Genomic DNA, 15,420 nt, shown 5'->3' with positions numbered 1-15,420 from the left:
TAATTTATACAATCGCTCCCTTATCAATGACCGACAAGGGAGCAATTTTTATTCCTTTTTTTCTAGTTTGTCACCGTGACCTGACCTGTTCGGTAATCAAGCTGGATACCCTTTTGAACATTTGGAATTAGGACATTGAATTCCAATTCGCCATCTGAAGACTTGGCTTCGATTTGTGAAGCGGATGGAACTAGGTCCTCATTTGTCGCATAGTGGAGCGTCACGCGATAACGGACCCTCTTATTTTGGTCCAAGGCTTTTCTGACCAAACTCTCATAGTAGTTCTGACCTGTCGAATCCTCAGCCTGAGCCTGGTTCGCCCAAGCTGTCTGGACTGCAATGTTCTTGGGATTACTGGTAGAGGCATCAAAACCATCCAAACCACCTATCAAGGCATAGCCCAGCAGGTGTCCTCTATCAACTGCATGTGTGTAGGCTCCCTTTAGATTCTTAACCTGATGCCATCCTGGTGGCGTCCAAGAGGTTGAGCCATTGCCTGTTTCTTCACGATTCTTATACTGCCGAGTCGCTTTGGATAAGATGGCATTGGCAACAGTTGGAACTGTTTCTTTTCCAACTGGTTTTGTTTTATTATCCGCATAGGGTTTGCTAGAAACTTTGGCATCTAGATTGGTTTTATTGCCATTGATAATGAAGGCACCTGCCCCATTCCACTCGAGCCCCCCCTTGATTTGATTTTTGATTGACTCAGTTAAGACACTTTCTGCCAACTCCTGACTGGGAGCTTCTGAAGTTTGTTTTTTCTGACTAACCTTTGTTCTAGGGGTGTTTGGCGCTGACTGCATCTGCTTGATGTAATAACTACCAGCAGATAATAGTAAGAATATGAGTAACCCTATCAGAGCCTGTCTTGTTTTCTTGTCCATATCTCTCCTTATATCTCTAGAAAAAGACTGGTCTCCCAGCCTAATTTCCTGTAAATTTGCTAATCAATTCCTGCCACTTTGCTGGAGACAAGATTGCCCATGGATCCTGTCCCTTTCCTAGGATTCCATAGCCTACCATCAAGCCAATTCCTAAAGCCAGAAAGCCTAGCAATAGTACGATAAAAATCAACAGTAAACGACGGAGTACATAGCGTAAGTTTTTATTCTTCTTCATCATTTGCCTCGATTCGCTGAATCTTTGCTCCTAGCTGAGCCAATTTCTCATGGAAACGGTAGTAACCTCTATCGAGGTGGACTAATTTACCAACAACTGTTTCTCCCTGCGCAACCAGACCTGTCAAAATCAAGGCCGCACTGGCACGGAGGTCCGTTGATAGAACTTCTGCTCCCTGCAAAGGCTGTCCACCAACAATACGGGCTGTGTCACGGATAATCTCAGAGTGCAAGCCCATGCGGCGCATTTCTTCTAGGTGTTGAAAACGATTTTCAAAAACTGTCTCCACCATAGTTGATTCGCCTTTTGCGACGGTCATCAAGGCTGTAAATTGAGCCTGCATATCTGTTGGAAATCCTGGGTGGGGCAAGGTTTTCACATGAACAGCTTTTAGATTTTCCAGTTGAGAACGGACACGAATGCCTTCCGACTCCTCTGTTACATCTACTCCCATTTCAAGGAGTTTGGCAATCAAGGGACGATTATGCTCCCAGACTGCATCTCGAATGAGGACATCACCGCCAGTCATGGTTGCCGCCACCATAAAGGTTCCAGCTTCGATACGGTCCTGTACCACATTATGAGTTGTTCCATGGAGTTCCTCAACACCAGTCACTGTAATTGTTTCAGTACCAGCTCCCTTGACCTTGGCCCCCATTTCATTAAGAAGGATAGCAAGGTCAACAATTTCCGGCTCACGCGCAGCATTTTCAATAACAGTCACACCATCAGCTAACGTCGCTGCCATCATCAGGTTTTGTGTCGCGCCAACACTAGGGAAGTCCATATAGATATGAGCGCCATGCAAGCGTTCTGCCTTGGCTTCGATGTAACCAGCTGTCTGGCTAATCTTAGCTCCCATAGCTTCCAAGCCCTTGAGGTGGAGATCTATTGGGCGACTCCCAATGGTGCAACCACCTGGCATGGATACCTTGGCATGTCCTACACGAGCAAGGATTGGTCCCAAGACAACGATCGATGCACGCATCTTGCTGACATACTTGTAAGGAGCTTCCTCCGTGATGTCACCAGTCGCATCGACTTCGACAAGATGAGCTTCCTCATCAAAGTCAACCTTGGCATTCAGACCACGAACTACTTGATTCATGGTGAAAACATCTGACAAGATTGGGACGTTCTGCAAGACTGTCTTACCCTTACTTGCTAGAATAGTCGCTGCCAACAAGGGCAAGACGGCATTCTTTGCTCCCTCGATGGTTACACTCCCGACCAGACGATTATCACCGCCTTGAACCACAATTTTTTCCATAGTTGTTTCCTTTACTTTTGATTTTATAATAATCCTCTAAGTGCTTCTTGCCACAATTGATATAAACTGATAAAGAATGAACTCAATATGTAGCCCATTACAATACTAAAGAAGCCTACCAACAAACGAACCTTTTTTGTGTTAGTAGCGGTCGCTTTTAAAACCTTTTCCCATCTCACAAGATCCTTCAAAAGGTAAAAACTCAAATAAATAAAGAGTATATGACTACTTAGAGTGAATAATAATTGAACCATTTGACCATTATACCATCTTATCCGCTTGCGCGCTAGTTTTCGATTTTTCTACGAATTAGGGGTTGCTTTTAAGATAATCAATCGCATCCTGCAAGGTTTTAACGGGAACGATTTTCATCTCTGTCTTGATCGTTTTGGCAGCTTCTAGGGCTGTTCCATAGTTGCTTTTCGCATTGGGATCTGCTTTTTTTGCTTCCTCGGTGACTGGATTATCAGGAGCAAAAAAGACGTTGGCTCCCTGACGAGAGGCTGCAACTACTTTTTTGTCAATTCCACCAATGTCGCCAACATTTCCGTCCCGATCAATAGTTCCCGTTCCCGCAACGATGCGGCCATTACGAAGACCTGGATCTGCTATCTGGGTGTAGATAGCTAGACTAAACATGAGACCGGCACTTGGACCGCCGATACCAGCTGTGGAGAAGCGAATGGGAACATCACTTGTCACTTCCGTACGGTCAATCAAGCCAATCCCAATCCCGTTTTTCCCGTTTTCGAGAGTGATAATTTTACCTTCAGCAGTCTTGACTCTTCCGTCTTCTTCGTAGGTTACCTTGACTGGATCTCCTAGTTTTTGAGAGTTGACATAATCAACCAAGTCCTTTGAACTATCAAAGGTCTTGTCATTAACAGCTGTCACGGTATCCGCAATGTTCAGAATACCCTTAAAAGTTGAATTATCCGTCACGGTTAAGACATAAACTCCCAGATACTTGAGTTCGATATCCTTACCAGCCGTCTTCAGTCCTTGATACTTGGCCATATTTTGAGAAGTTTGCATGTAGAACTGATTGATCCGCATAAACTCCGCATCCGTAGAGCCACCCGTTGTCTCCTTGGCGCTTCTAATATCTGTGAAAGGTGTTAACCAAGCATAGACAAGATGCGATAGGGTTGCGTGTCGAATCCCAACTGTCACAAACTGGTAAGCTCCTGCTTCTGTGTCTTCTGTTTCATTGACTTTCAAAACGCGACGGATATCCTCCGCTCCACCCGGAACTTCTATGTAGTAAGGTAAAGGTACTACAAAGGCTAAAAAAGTCAATACTAGTGCTAGGATGACATATAAGGGCCATCTAGTTTTTTTCTTCATGTTCTAATTCCTCCACAACACTGTTTGGGACATATTGCTGAATCTCCTGACCAAACTTCAGAAGTTCTCTCACGGCCGAAGAGCTAATATAAAGATGCTCTGGGCGGCTATATAGGTAAATGGTTTCGATTTCTGGAGCCAGTTGATGATTGTAGTAATCAAAACTAGACTCGTATTGCAAGTCGGTGGCATTCCGCAAGCCACGGACAAGAGTTTTGGCTCCCAGTTTTCTTGCAACATCGACGACTAGTTGGTCATGAGAAGCCAGCACCTCTACATTACCTAAATGCGCCACCGCTTTTTCAACTGCTCGTTTGCGATTTTCAACGGGGAGAAACCCTTGTTTGTGGGGATTGTAGAACACCCCGACATAGAACTTATCAAAGAGTTTGCTGGCGCGTTCAATCATATCCAGATGTCCATTTGTCATCGGATCAAATGATCCTGTAAATAATCCAATTTTATCTGACATAAACTGTCACCTTACTAATCCCATATATTTTTTCTTTCCAGATGCCTAAGCAGGCGATTTCTTCTGGAAGTTCTACAGACTTATCGGTTTCGCAGACGACCATGACTTCTTGGGAGAAGAGATTTCTTTCTGCCATTTTTTCGATATCTGCAACGATTTGTTCTTTTGCATAGGGAGGGTCTAAAAAGACCAGATCAAAGGGACCATTCACATGCTCCAAGGCTCGTTCAGCCTCCATCTTTAAGAGCTGAAATTTGGAAACTTCCTTGGTCATTTGGATATTTTCAGCGATGACTGCTTGTGCCTTTCGCTCCCGTTCCACTAAGACAGCACTGGACATCCCTCTTGACACAGCTTCAATAGACAGACCGCCACTGCCAGCATAGAGATCCAAGACACGACCACCCTCAAAATAGGGACCTATCATGTTAAAGATAGCTCCTCTCACCTTATCAGATGTCGGCCTAGTCGTCTTTCCTTCTAGCGTCTTGAGAGGACGCCCCCCATAGATTCCTGATACGATTTTCATACCGTTTATTATACCAAATTATGGGCAAAAAGAGAAAGAAAACCGAACCTTACGGTTCGATTTCCTACAAGATATTTTCGTAAGTATCGCGGACTTCTTGCGGCCAAACACTGGTCTGAACCTCTCCGATGTGTTTCTTACGAAGAAGGAACATGGCCATCCGAGACTGTCCAATCCCCCCACCGATTGTCAATGGGAAAAGACCGTTGAGCAGGGCTTTATGCCATTCCAACTCCAGACGATCTTCGTCTCCTGTAAGAGCTACTTGGCGACGAAGTGTGTCCTCATCTACCCGAATCCCCATTGAGGAAAGCTCAAAGGCGCAACCGAGAGATTCATTCCAAACCAGAATATCTCCATTTAGCCCCTTGTAGCCACTCTCAGACTCTGTTGTCCAGTCATCGTAGTCAGGCGCACGGCCATCATGAGGTTTGCCATCTGATAACTCTCCACCGATACCAATCAAGAAGACTGCCCCGAATTCTTTACAGATTGCATTTTCACGCTCTTTTGGTGTCAAGTCTGGGTAACGTTCTACTAGCTCTTCTGTATGGATAAAGGTAATTTGTTTTGGCAAAATCGATTCGATATCATAGCGAGCTTCTACGGCTAACTCTGTCAGACGAATAGCCTTGTAAATCTTTTCAACTGTTTCTTTAAGATAAGCGATATTGCGTTTTCCATTTGGAATCACTTTTTCCCAGTCCCACTGGTCTACATAAACAGAGTGAGTCGCATCTAGCGAATCTTCATCTGGGCGAAGAGCCTTCATGTGGACAAACAAACCTTCCCCATCACCGAAACCAAAACGAGCCAAGGTGTGGCGTTTCCATTTAGCAAGTGAATGAACGACCTCATAGGTTTCATTCGGGATTTGCAAGACCTTCACAGATACTGGATTTTCAACACCTGAAAGGTTATCCTGCATCCCATCGCCGACCTTACTCAAGATAGGTCCCTGAACTTCAACGACTTCTAGTTTATCTTTCAAATACTGGGTAAAGGTATTTTTAACAAAAGAAATTTCTTCTTGCTGATGAATAAAACTTTTCTTCATAAACAGCTCCTCAAAAATTAGTTAAAAGCATTATACACCTATTTCCAAGAAAAGAAAAGAGTAAATAAGAAAAAGTCAGTGCTCTTTTGAACACTGACTCTGACATTCATTAATCGTTTCGACCAAAGATTCGTAAGATGCTAAGGAAGAGGTTGATAAAGTCTAGGTAGATGCTAAGCGCCATTGAGATGACCCATCCTGTCGCTACTTGTCCTCGTGACTGCTCATAAACATAGCGAATCTTTTGGTTGTCCCAAGCAATCAAACCTGAGAAGACCAAGACCATGGCAATACTAATCATGTAGTCAAAGAAGCTATTGGCTAAAAATAGATTCACAACCATGGCAATGATGAGACCAACGAGCGCCGCCATCAAAGCTCGGCCCATTCCACTCAAATCTTTCTTAGTGAAAATTCCGATTGCCGCCATGACAAAGAAGAGAAGGGCGCTGGATACAAAGGCTGATAAGACGGTCCCAGGTGTATAGAAGGCTACGACAAAACTAAGCGTAAAGCCATTTAAAACAGAATAAACTAAAAATACTGGGAGAGCTGCTGGGCTGTTTTTGGCAGCCATGCTACTTGCAACAAAGACTAGAGCAAGTTCTGCAAAAGTTGCAATCATCAGCCAGAGACGACCATGCATTAAAAAGTAGACCAATTGAGACTGAAAGACTGTCAACATCAAAGCTGACACGAGAGCTGATAGACCAATCCCAAGTCCCACAAAGGCATAAACCTTAGCGTAAAATTGATTGAGACCTGAACGTTCTTGAATAATCGTTTGATTCATTCTGATTCTCCTTTTTCTATAAATATGTCTTGATTATAACAAAGATTTTATAAATTAGCTGAAATAAAACATCAATATACCTGCTGCAACTGCCACGTTGAGACTCTCTGCTCGACCTTTCATGCCAATATGAACCAGCTGATCAGCACTCTCAGTCATGACAGAACTAATCCCCTGTCCTTCATTTCCCATGACTAAAACAAAGTTCTCTAGTGAAGAAAGTTCACGATAATCCTTTGAATCTCTCGATAATGTCGTTGCCAGAATGGGCAAATTGCTCTTCTTTGCCTCCTCTACAAAGGTAGCAAGAGGCAGACGATAGATGGGCAAGTGAAAATGACTTCCTTGCATGGAACGCAGGGTCTTGAGACTGTAGATATCTGCTGACTTGTCTGAAACAATGACTCCTGTAAAACCTGCCGCATCCGCCGTCCGAATCATGGTGCCCACATTACCAGGATCTTGAACATCCTCTAAAAATAGATACTTGCCCTGATGGAGATCAGGCAGTCCCACTTCTTCTTTTTGAATCACTGCAACAATGCCTTGAGGGGTTTGCGTATCTGCTAAATCTCGCAAAATCTCCTCTGAAACCCAGACCGTTTGAGGAAAAGCAGCTAACTGATCTCGGTAACTTTCCAGAGCAAAAATCCTCTCAATCCTCACTCCTGCTTGAACAGCTTCTTCAAATAAGTGCCAACCTTCAATCAAATAGACAGACTTTCGATATTTTTTTTGATGCAATTTTTTGGCATTTTTTACCACTGAATTGGCTTTTGAGGTTATAATAGTCATAGAAACATTATAACACAATCAAAGGGGTTTGGTATGCAAAAGGTTAGAATGATTGCCCAAGGTAGGGTGCAGGGTGTTGGTTTTCGTTGGGGTGTGGTTACTCTAGCGCTTGAAATCGGTGGCATCACTGGTCGTGTTTGGAATAATGACGATGGCACAGTGGAAATTCTTGCTCAGGCAGACTCCTCTGCCACTATGGCAAAATTTATCCAAGAAATCCGAAAAGGTCCGACACCTTTTTCAAAAGTTACCTATCTAGATGTACAAATGAGCAACTTTTCATCCTATTCGGACTTCAAAGTCGCAAATTAGGTCTCTAGAACTATTGTATATTTTACAAAAAAACAGTAGAATAGAAAGGTATAATTTTTAAAGAAGGAATGAAAACATTGAAATCTATTAAACGTTTTGCCCTCTCTGCTATGGGAGTGGCTATGCTACTCGTCTTGACAGGCTGTGTCCAAGTAGACAAAGCAACAGGTAAGCCAATTGGTCCCGTTTGGGATTTCTTGGGTGCTCCGATGGGAGAAGCTATCAAGTACTTCGCTACTGATAAAGGTCTAGGCTTCGGGGTCGCTATCATTATCGTAACCATTATCGTGCGCTTGATTATCTTACCACTTGGTATCTACCAATCATGGAAGGCGACACTTCACTCTGAAAAGATGAACGCCCTCAAACACGTACTCGAACCACACCAAACACGTCTCAAAGAAGCAACAACTCAGGAAGAAAAACTTGAGGCTCAACAAGCTCTCTTTGCCGCTCAGAAAGAACACGGTATCAGCATGTTTGGTGGTGTAGGATGTTTCCCTATCCTCATTCAAATGCCTTTCTTCTCTGCTATCTACTTTGCAGCCCAATACACTGATGGTGTAGCTAGCTCTACCTTCTTGGGTATCAATCTTGGTTCCCCAAGTATGATCCTTGTAGCCTTTGCTGGTATCCTCTACTACCTCCAATCACTTCTCTCACTTCATGGAGTAGAAGACGAGATGCAAAGAGAACAGCTCAAGAAAATGATTTACATGAGCCCACTCATGATTGTCGTCTTCTCCTTCTTCGCACCAGCCAGTGTGACGCTTTACTGGGTTGTCGGTGGTTTCATGATGATTCTCCAACAGTTCATCGTTAACTATGTTGTTCGTCCAAAACTTCGCAAAAAAGTTCGTGAAGAATTTGCCAAAAATCCACCAAAAGCAAGTTCATTTTCAACTGGAGGCGGACGCAAAGATGTCACTCCAAACCAAGCAACTGCGATCATGACCAATAAGAAACATAAAAAACGCAATGCTGGTAAACAACATTCTCGAAAATAAGAAAAAAGCTTAGCTGAAAGGCTAGGCTTTTTATGCATCACAAAAGCCCGATGTCTCCATCAGGCTTCTTTTTTATCCATGAACACGTTTCATGTAGTCTTGGTAACTTTCTGTATCCATTAATTCCTTGGCATTCTTGACACGGTCTGCTGTTGGAGGTTTGACCCCTTCAAGCGAATAAGGAATCCCAAGTTCACGCCACTTGAATTCTCCCATCGTATGATAAGGTAGGATTTCAAACTTGTCAACGTTTTTGAGGGTCTTGACAAACTTACCGAGTTCGATCAAATCCTCATCTCTGTCCGTCAAACCTGGAACCAGCACGTGGCGAATCCAAACAGGCTTCCCGATATCTGATAGGTACTGGGCACAGGCCAAGATGTTTTTATTGGTTTGGCTTGTGACAATCTTATGCTGTTCTTCGTTGATTTCCTTGATATCCAGGAGAACCAAGTCTGTCACCGCCATGAGTTTATTAAACTTTTCGAGATAACGTGGTTTGTTACGGAATGGAAGGGCACAGGTATCCAAGGTACAGTGGATTCCTTTTTCCTTGGCCTTGGTAAAGAGTGCAATTAGGAAATCAATCTGTAAGAGGGCTTCTCCTCCACTAACAGTGATTCCTCCCTTGTCTCCCCAGAAACCACGGTAGCGAAGGGCTTCTGTCAAGACATCGTCTACTGTCCGTTCGCGTGATTTATTGGTTTCCATAGCCCATGTATCAGGGTTATGACAGTACTGGCAACGCATGTGACAGCCCTGCAAAAAGACAATAAAACGAATCCCAGGGCCATCTACCGCCCCAAAACTCTCTGTCGAATGCACCATTCCTGTCACTTGTCCATAGTCAATTGTTTCTTCAGACATATCGTCACCTTCCTTGAAACCGTTTTATAGTTTTATTATATCACGAGTAAGGGGAAAAACAAGGTTTTTTGTCTATTTTTTAGAAAGCAATCTGTTTTTCACTTTCATTTTCATTCCCTTTTAGTGATCTGGTTCAAAATCAAAACCATACAAGGTTGCGAAATAGTCCTCAGGACGCTCTGCACGGCGGATTTGGCGGGCTTTGCCTTCTTCGGTATAGAGGATTTCTGCCGAGCGTAGTTTGGCATTGTACTGATAACCCATGGAGAATCCATGTGCACCTGTATCATGAATTACCAGCAAATCACCGATTTCTGTATGAGGTAGTTCGCGATTCACTGCAAATTTATCATTGTTTTCACAGAGTGAACCAACCACATCTACCACCTCAACTGGTCCGTCTGGATGGGTCAGATTGGTGATATGGTGGTAGGCTCCATACATGGCTGGACGCATGAGGTTGACTGCTGATGCATCCACGCCCAGATAGGTACGATAGGTTTTTTTCTTATGAGTGACTCTTGTGACCAAAGCTCCGTGAGGGGCTAACATAAAGCGACCCAATTCGGTGAAAATCTTAACCTGACCAAGTCCTGCAGGTGTAAGAACTTCTTCATAAACCTTACGCACTCCTTCACCAATCACAGCGATGTCATTTGGCTCCTGGTCTGGGCGATAGTTGACACCAATACCGCCGGAAAGATTGATAAAGTCTAGCGAAATGCCCAACGTTTCCTTAATTTCAACGGCTAATTCAAAAAGCTGACGAGCCAACTCTGGGTAGTAGAGATGGGTGACGGTATTGGATGCTAGGAAAGAGTGAATCCCAAATGTCTTGACTCCTTTTTCCTTCAAAACCGCAAAGGCTTCAAAAAGCTGGTCCTTGGTCATGCCAAACTTAGCTTCTCCTGGATTGTCCATAATGTCGGTACCCAGTTCAAAAACACCTCCAGGATTGTAACGACAAGAGATAATTTCTGGGATGCCTGCTGCACGCTCTAGATGTTCAATATCTTCAAAAGCATCCAAGTTAATGGTCGCACCCAATTCACGCGCATATGCGTACTCTTGGTCTGGCGTGTTATTAGAAGAGAACATAATCTCAGAACCGGGAAAATCCAGTTTATAGCTCATCAAGAGCTCCACGTAACTAGAACAGTCCACACCACAACCTTCCTCTTGGAGGATTTTCAAGATGGCTGGAGTTGGAGTAGCCTTGACTGCAAAATATTCTTTAAAGCCCTCATTCCACGAAAAAGCCTTGTTGACGGCTCTTGCTTTTTCACGAATCCTCTTCTCGTCATATAAGTGAAAGGGAGTCGGGAACTCTGCAACAATTGTTTCTAAATCTTCACGGCTGATAAATGGTGTTTTCATAAGCATCCTTCTATTCTGTTTGCAAAGAAAGGCTGGGACAATCGTTCCAACCTTTAGTTCTATCTCTTATTTGTCTTCGTCAAAGATATTTCCAATCTCAACATCGATGGATTGGTTCTTAACATCAATATTGGTTACTTTCAAGAGTGACTTATAATCAAACTGCTTTTCACGTTCTTCTTGGGCATTGTCTGCAAAGACTGCAACACCAGCTAGTTCAGAATCGAACTCACGCAAGAGACTAATCATCCCGTTGACAGTTCCGCCACCTTTCAAGAAGTCATCCACAATCAAGACACGACTGCCTGCCTTGAGACTGCGTTTTGAAAGGAACATTTTCTCAATGCGGTCACCGCTGGAACCTGATACATAGTTGACGCTGACCGTTGAACCTTCGGTAATTTTCAAGTCACGGCGCACAATGACAAATGGAACATTGAGGACATTGGCAACTGCATTTGCGAGTGGAACCCCTTTAGTTGCTACTGTCATAACAGCATCAATTTTTTGGTCCATAAAGCTCTTGGCAATGATGCGCCCAATATTTTTCAAAATGGCAGGTGTACTGAGCAAATCAGATAGGTAGATGTAGCCACCTGGCAAGATACGGTCGCTTTCTGAAAGTTTGTCACGCAAGTCTGCGATCATTTCTTTGGCTTCATGACTCGAGATGGATGGTGTAAAGATAACGCCACCACCTGCTCCAGTCACAGTCTGAATATGGCCGATTTCGATTTCCTCAAAGGCACGCTTGATAATCACGATATCCTCTGAGATAGAGGATTTGGCAGATTCGTACTTTTCTGCAAAGGTGTTGAGACTTGTTAGTTTGTATGGATTATTAATCAAATAGTTGGAAATGACAACCATCCGATCACTTCTTCTTAATTTCATTTTTATTTACCATTCCATTTAATTTTGATATTTTATCCATTATACCACATTCATATAAAAAAACGAACATTATTGCGTAAAAAATGCTCGTTTTTCTTAAATTATTAATCTAAATCTGGTTTATAGAAGGAACGATTGTCCATAGCGAAGATTTTGTTGGTCATCTCTCCTTTATCCACCAAAGCTAGAGCTGTTGACATCATCATCATGCTGGCATCTAGATTGTCAATCATATGGATAATCTCTGCCTCCATAATGCGTGGACGGACTGGACTACCATACTCTAGCAAGCCATGGTGGCTGAGGATGACATGGCGCAGTAGCACCACTTCTTCTCTAGTATCATCGATGCCCAGTTCCATGACTGTCTTGGTAATTTCACTATCGATGAGGGCGATATGGCCGATGAGATTGCCTCGAACTGTGTATTCCGTCTGATCTGGACCACTGAGTTCTAAAACCTTAGCCAAGTCGTGTAGCATAATCCCAGCATAGAGCAGGCTCTTGTTGAGCTGAGGATAGATCTCGCTAATGGCATCTGCCAAACGCACCATGGTTGCCGTGTGAAAAGCCAAACCCGTTTCAAAGGCATGGTGATTGGTCTTGGCAGCCGGATAGGAGTAGAATTCCTTATCATACTTGGTGTAGAGACTGCGAACGATACGCTGCCAGACAGGATTTTCAATCTTGAAAATCATTTGCGACATATAGTCACGGATTTCCTTGACATCAACTGGCGACTTGACCTTGAAATCAGCTGGATCGTTGGGTTCCCCAGGCTGAGGCAAGCGAAGCGTGATTTGATTAACTTGAGGAGTGTTGTTATAAACTTCTCGACGTCCCTGCATGTGGACGACTTTCCCAGCGGTAAAGGCCTCAACGTTATGAGGTTGGGCATCCCAGAGTTTCCCTTCAATCTCGCCACTATCGTCTTGGAAGGTAAAGGCTAGGTAGTTTTTCCCAGCACGCGTCTGTCTCAGGTCAGCTGACTTAATCAGATAAAAACCTTCAAACAGCTCATCTTTTTTCATGTGACTAATCTTCATATTCTTCCTCATCTTCTTGGAAATGGAGTAGATCAAGCGCAGGCTCACCTTCTGATAACTCAATGTGGCGGAGCGTACGCTCGATAGCTGTGGTACGACGGTTTAATAATTCATCAATATTGCCAGAGGCATGTTGGAGATGCTTTTGTGCCTTGACCAGAATGCCACCAAACTTGCCAAACTCTGTCTTGACGCTGGCAAGAGTCTTGCTGATATGATCTGCACTCTTTTGGATATTGAGAGTCTTGAAGCCAACTGATAGAGAATTAAGCAGGGCTGATAGGGTACTTGGACCCGCGACAATAATCTGCTCCTCCCGTCTCAAATCATCAAAGAAGACCGGATTGCGAACAATCTCTGAGTAAAGTCCCTCTGTCGGAACAAACAAGACTCCAAAATTGGTCGTCCGAGGTGGCGCTATGTACTTGCTCTTGATATCCTTGGCAAAGCGCTTGACACTAGCTAGGAGTGACTTGCGACAGCGTTCAATCTCGTCCTTATCGCCTGCTTCATAAGCTTCTTCTAAGCGGTAATAATCCGCCAATGGAAACTTGGAGTCAATCGGTAAGTAGACATATTCCCGGTCACCTTGGCCAGGTAACTTGATGGCATACTCTACTCGCTCGCTAGAGTTTTCAACCGTTGCGTATTCTCGTTCGTACTGGGCAGGTGTCATGATGTCTTCGATGATTTGCCCCAGTTGCAATTCGCCCAGAATCCCTCGCGTCTTGGTTCCAGAGAGAACCTTGTTGAGGGCTCCGACATCGCGGGCAACCGTCTGCATCTCTCCCAAACCTCGATTGACAGACTCCAGTTGCTTGGAAACTGTCTCAAAGGAAGCCTGCAAGCGCGTCTGCAAGGTCTTTTCTAGCTTTTCCTCGACTGTTTGGCGCATTTGTTCTAGGCGTTGCTCATTTGATTCCTGCAAAGCTTGGAGACGTTGGTCGGTCTTGTCTCTGGTTTGGAGGAGATTATCTGTCATTTCTTGACGGACTTGAGTCAAGCCTTGATGCAATTCCATTCGTACTTCCTGCAAGCGGTCACTGACAGCCACTTCCAAGTCTTTTTGATCTAGCTGGCTGGCTTGCCTGGCTTGTTCAAAGCGGTAATCCAACTGATCTGAAAGATTGTCTGCCTGGTCTTCCAAACTCTTGACTAGATATTTGTCTTGCTTATCCTGCCTCTGCCAAATGAGAAAGAGCCCAAGAAGATTAGCAACTAATAAAATAACAAGTAAAATCTCCATCCTATCTCCTGTCCTTGCTGTGCAGTACGACTACATAGCCATCTGGGCAAGTCACCGAAACTTCCCTATCTATATATTCGTTAGAAGCGTATACTTTTTTAAAGAAAAAATTTTCCTCTGTCAACTCATACTTGGCACCAAGAATAGTCAGCTGGCTATCCCGAACTGGCATAAAAGCTAGATAATCGTAGTCCGAACGTGGTTCAAGTTGACTGGTTCCTTCTGGACAATAGATAAGCAAGTTTTGCCCATCCTCAATCGCTATCTGGCTCATGTAAGGTGCCAACTTGGGATTGCTAGGTAGAAAAACATTGGCCAACATATGGTCAATACGGCCACCCAAAGCACCGAAAATAGTGACCTGAGCCTGAGGATTTTGCTCAAAGACGGTTAAGAGAGCCAATTCCAGATCCGTATCATCCTTTTCTGGCTGAGCTTGAACAAAATGCTGGGCACTTTTTTGAATCACCTGTCGCTCTTCTGCAGTGACAGAATCAAAATCTCCAACTGCTAGAGCAAGAGGCAAGTCTTCTTCCAAGACCCAGAGCGATCCTCGATCCACACCAACAAAGCAATCAAAATCTGTCCGATAATGACCACGGTCTCCACCGGCAAAAACAGCAACCCTAGTCCAATTGTTTTCTGAGCGTTTGCACTCGTTCATTGACATCTCCCTTAAAGACATAGGATCCTGCTACAAAAACTGTAGCACCAGCTTCTTTAGCCTGAGAAATGGTTTGATCATCAATGCCACCATCCACTTCGATCTCAAAATTCAAGCCTTTTTCCTCACGAAGGGTAACCAACTCACGAATCTTATCCATGGTTTCAGGTAGAAAGGCTTGCCCGCCGAAGCCAGGGTTAACCGTCATGACGAGAACTTGGTCCACTAGGTGAAGTATGTGTTTGATAGCTTCAACCGGCGTACCAGGGTTAATGACAACAGAAGGTTTGACACCTAGAGAACGAATCTTTTGAAGAGCACCATGGATATGAGGCGTTGCTTCGACATGAATGCTGATGATATCTGCACCTGCACGCGCAAAGTTTTCTAAATGGTGCTCAGGATTAGCCACCATCAAGTGGCAGTCAAAGACCATCTTACTATGAGGTCGAAGAGCTTCAACCACACCTGCACCAAAGCTGATCTGAGGTACAAAGTGACCATCCATGATATCGATATGGGCATATTCTGCCCCAGTTGCTTCTAGGCGTTTGATTTCACGTTCAAAGTTGGCATAATCTGCTGCCAGAATTGACGGAGCAATCTTGTATTGAGACATAGG

Annotated in this window: 19 protein-coding genes; 2 read left to right on the top strand and 17 right to left on the bottom strand. The window is 44.0% G+C overall.

Annotated features, from left to right (window positions below; translation table 11 throughout):
• Positions 1–62 precede the first annotated feature (62 nt).
• The 10 genes from ADM50_RS03705 to ADM50_RS03665 all read right to left on the bottom strand — a co-directional run bounded on the left by ADM50_RS03705 (position 63) and on the right by ADM50_RS03665 (position 7,385).
• Positions 63–887 (bottom strand): DNA/RNA non-specific endonuclease, encoded by an 825-nt coding sequence (locus ADM50_RS03705; RefSeq protein ID WP_049484566.1) that lies wholly within the window; start codon positions 885–887, stop codon positions 63–65.
• Positions 888–927: 40 nt separating this feature from the next.
• Positions 928–1,122 carry a DNA-directed RNA polymerase subunit beta gene (locus tag ADM50_RS03700; RefSeq protein WP_000739701.1) on the bottom strand — a complete coding sequence of 65 codons (195 nt, stop codon included), beginning with the start codon at positions 1,120–1,122 and terminating at the stop codon, positions 928–930.
• A complete protein-coding gene (gene murA, locus ADM50_RS03695; protein WP_049484565.1) occupies positions 1,109–2,392 on the bottom strand; it encodes a UDP-N-acetylglucosamine 1-carboxyvinyltransferase in 1,284 nt (427 codons plus the stop codon). The genes ADM50_RS03700 and murA overlap by 14 nt, the downstream gene beginning before the upstream one ends.
• Positions 2,393–2,415: 23 nt before the next feature.
• Complete coding sequence (locus ADM50_RS09385; RefSeq protein WP_080980365.1) at positions 2,416–2,646, bottom strand: DUF1146 family protein; 231 nt, start codon at positions 2,644–2,646, stop codon at positions 2,416–2,418.
• 55 nt (positions 2,647–2,701) lie between these two features.
• Complete coding sequence (locus tag ADM50_RS03690; RefSeq protein ID WP_049484564.1) at positions 2,702–3,739, bottom strand: SepM family pheromone-processing serine protease; 1,038 nt, start codon at positions 3,737–3,739, stop codon at positions 2,702–2,704.
• Entirely contained in the window at positions 3,723–4,211 is a 489-nt protein-coding gene (gene coaD, locus ADM50_RS03685; protein ID WP_049484563.1) for a pantetheine-phosphate adenylyltransferase, read from the bottom strand. Before coaD ends, ADM50_RS03690 begins: the two co-directional genes overlap by 17 nt.
• Complete coding sequence (rsmD, locus tag ADM50_RS03680; protein ID WP_049484562.1) at positions 4,201–4,740, bottom strand: 16S rRNA (guanine(966)-N(2))-methyltransferase RsmD; 540 nt, start codon at positions 4,738–4,740, stop codon at positions 4,201–4,203. The genes coaD and rsmD overlap by 11 nt, the downstream gene beginning before the upstream one ends.
• Positions 4,741–4,804: 64 nt before the next feature.
• Positions 4,805–5,797, bottom strand: coding sequence for an aspartate--ammonia ligase (asnA, locus tag ADM50_RS03675; protein WP_049484561.1), 993 nt, complete (start codon positions 5,795–5,797; stop codon positions 4,805–4,807).
• Positions 5,798–5,906: 109 nt separating this feature from the next.
• Positions 5,907–6,590: a Bax inhibitor-1/YccA family protein gene (locus tag ADM50_RS03670; RefSeq protein WP_001076870.1), complete on the bottom strand. Its 684-nt coding sequence runs from the start codon at positions 6,588–6,590 to the stop codon at positions 5,907–5,909.
• 54 nt (positions 6,591–6,644) lie between these two features.
• Entirely contained in the window at positions 6,645–7,385 is a 741-nt protein-coding gene (locus ADM50_RS03665; protein WP_049484560.1) for a TrmH family RNA methyltransferase, read from the bottom strand.
• 33 nt (positions 7,386–7,418) lie between these two features.
• Here ADM50_RS03665 and ADM50_RS03660 point away from each other — a divergent pair, with 33 nt between their 5' ends.
• Positions 7,419–7,697: an acylphosphatase gene (locus ADM50_RS03660; RefSeq protein ID WP_001174609.1), complete on the top strand. Its 279-nt coding sequence runs from the start codon at positions 7,419–7,421 to the stop codon at positions 7,695–7,697.
• Positions 7,698–7,774: 77 nt separating this feature from the next.
• Positions 7,775–8,704: a membrane protein insertase YidC gene (yidC, locus tag ADM50_RS03655; RefSeq protein WP_049484601.1), complete on the top strand. Its 930-nt coding sequence runs from the start codon at positions 7,775–7,777 to the stop codon at positions 8,702–8,704.
• 72 nt (positions 8,705–8,776) lie between these two features.
• Here yidC and pflA read toward each other — a convergent pair whose 3' ends face one another.
• The 7 genes from pflA to rpe form a co-directional block, all read right to left on the bottom strand.
• Complete coding sequence (pflA, locus tag ADM50_RS03650; protein ID WP_001288281.1) at positions 8,777–9,571, bottom strand: pyruvate formate-lyase-activating protein; 795 nt, start codon at positions 9,569–9,571, stop codon at positions 8,777–8,779.
• A 120-nt stretch (positions 9,572–9,691) separates the two neighbouring features.
• Complete coding sequence (locus ADM50_RS03645) at positions 9,692–10,948, bottom strand: diaminopimelate decarboxylase (protein WP_049484559.1); 1,257 nt, start codon at positions 10,946–10,948, stop codon at positions 9,692–9,694.
• Positions 10,949–11,014: 66 nt separating this feature from the next.
• Complete coding sequence (gene purR, locus ADM50_RS03640; RefSeq protein WP_002874197.1) at positions 11,015–11,842, bottom strand: pur operon repressor; 828 nt, start codon at positions 11,840–11,842, stop codon at positions 11,015–11,017.
• A gap of 104 nt (positions 11,843–11,946) precedes the next feature.
• Positions 11,947–12,888: a 3'-5' exoribonuclease YhaM family protein gene (locus ADM50_RS03635; RefSeq protein ID WP_049484558.1), complete on the bottom strand. Its 942-nt coding sequence runs from the start codon at positions 12,886–12,888 to the stop codon at positions 11,947–11,949.
• A complete protein-coding gene (locus ADM50_RS03630) occupies positions 12,878–14,134 on the bottom strand; it encodes a DNA recombination protein RmuC (RefSeq protein ID WP_049484557.1) in 1,257 nt (418 codons plus the stop codon). The genes ADM50_RS03635 and ADM50_RS03630 overlap by 11 nt, the downstream gene beginning before the upstream one ends.
• Before the next feature lies 1 nt (position 14,135).
• Positions 14,136–14,798 carry a thiamine diphosphokinase gene (locus tag ADM50_RS03625; protein ID WP_049484556.1) on the bottom strand — a complete coding sequence of 221 codons (663 nt, stop codon included), beginning with the start codon at positions 14,796–14,798 and terminating at the stop codon, positions 14,136–14,138.
• On the bottom strand, positions 14,761–15,417 hold the full coding sequence (rpe, locus tag ADM50_RS03620; RefSeq protein ID WP_049484555.1) for a ribulose-phosphate 3-epimerase: 657 nt from the start codon (positions 15,415–15,417) through the stop codon (positions 14,761–14,763). Before rpe ends, ADM50_RS03625 begins: the two co-directional genes overlap by 38 nt.
• Positions 15,418–15,420 lie beyond the last annotated feature (3 nt).

Source organism: Streptococcus oralis (genome assembly GCF_001075675.1).
In the GTDB taxonomy this organism is placed as follows: domain Bacteria; phylum Bacillota; class Bacilli; order Lactobacillales; family Streptococcaceae; genus Streptococcus; species Streptococcus oralis_V.
This window is presented reverse-complemented; position numbering and strand designations above follow the sequence as displayed.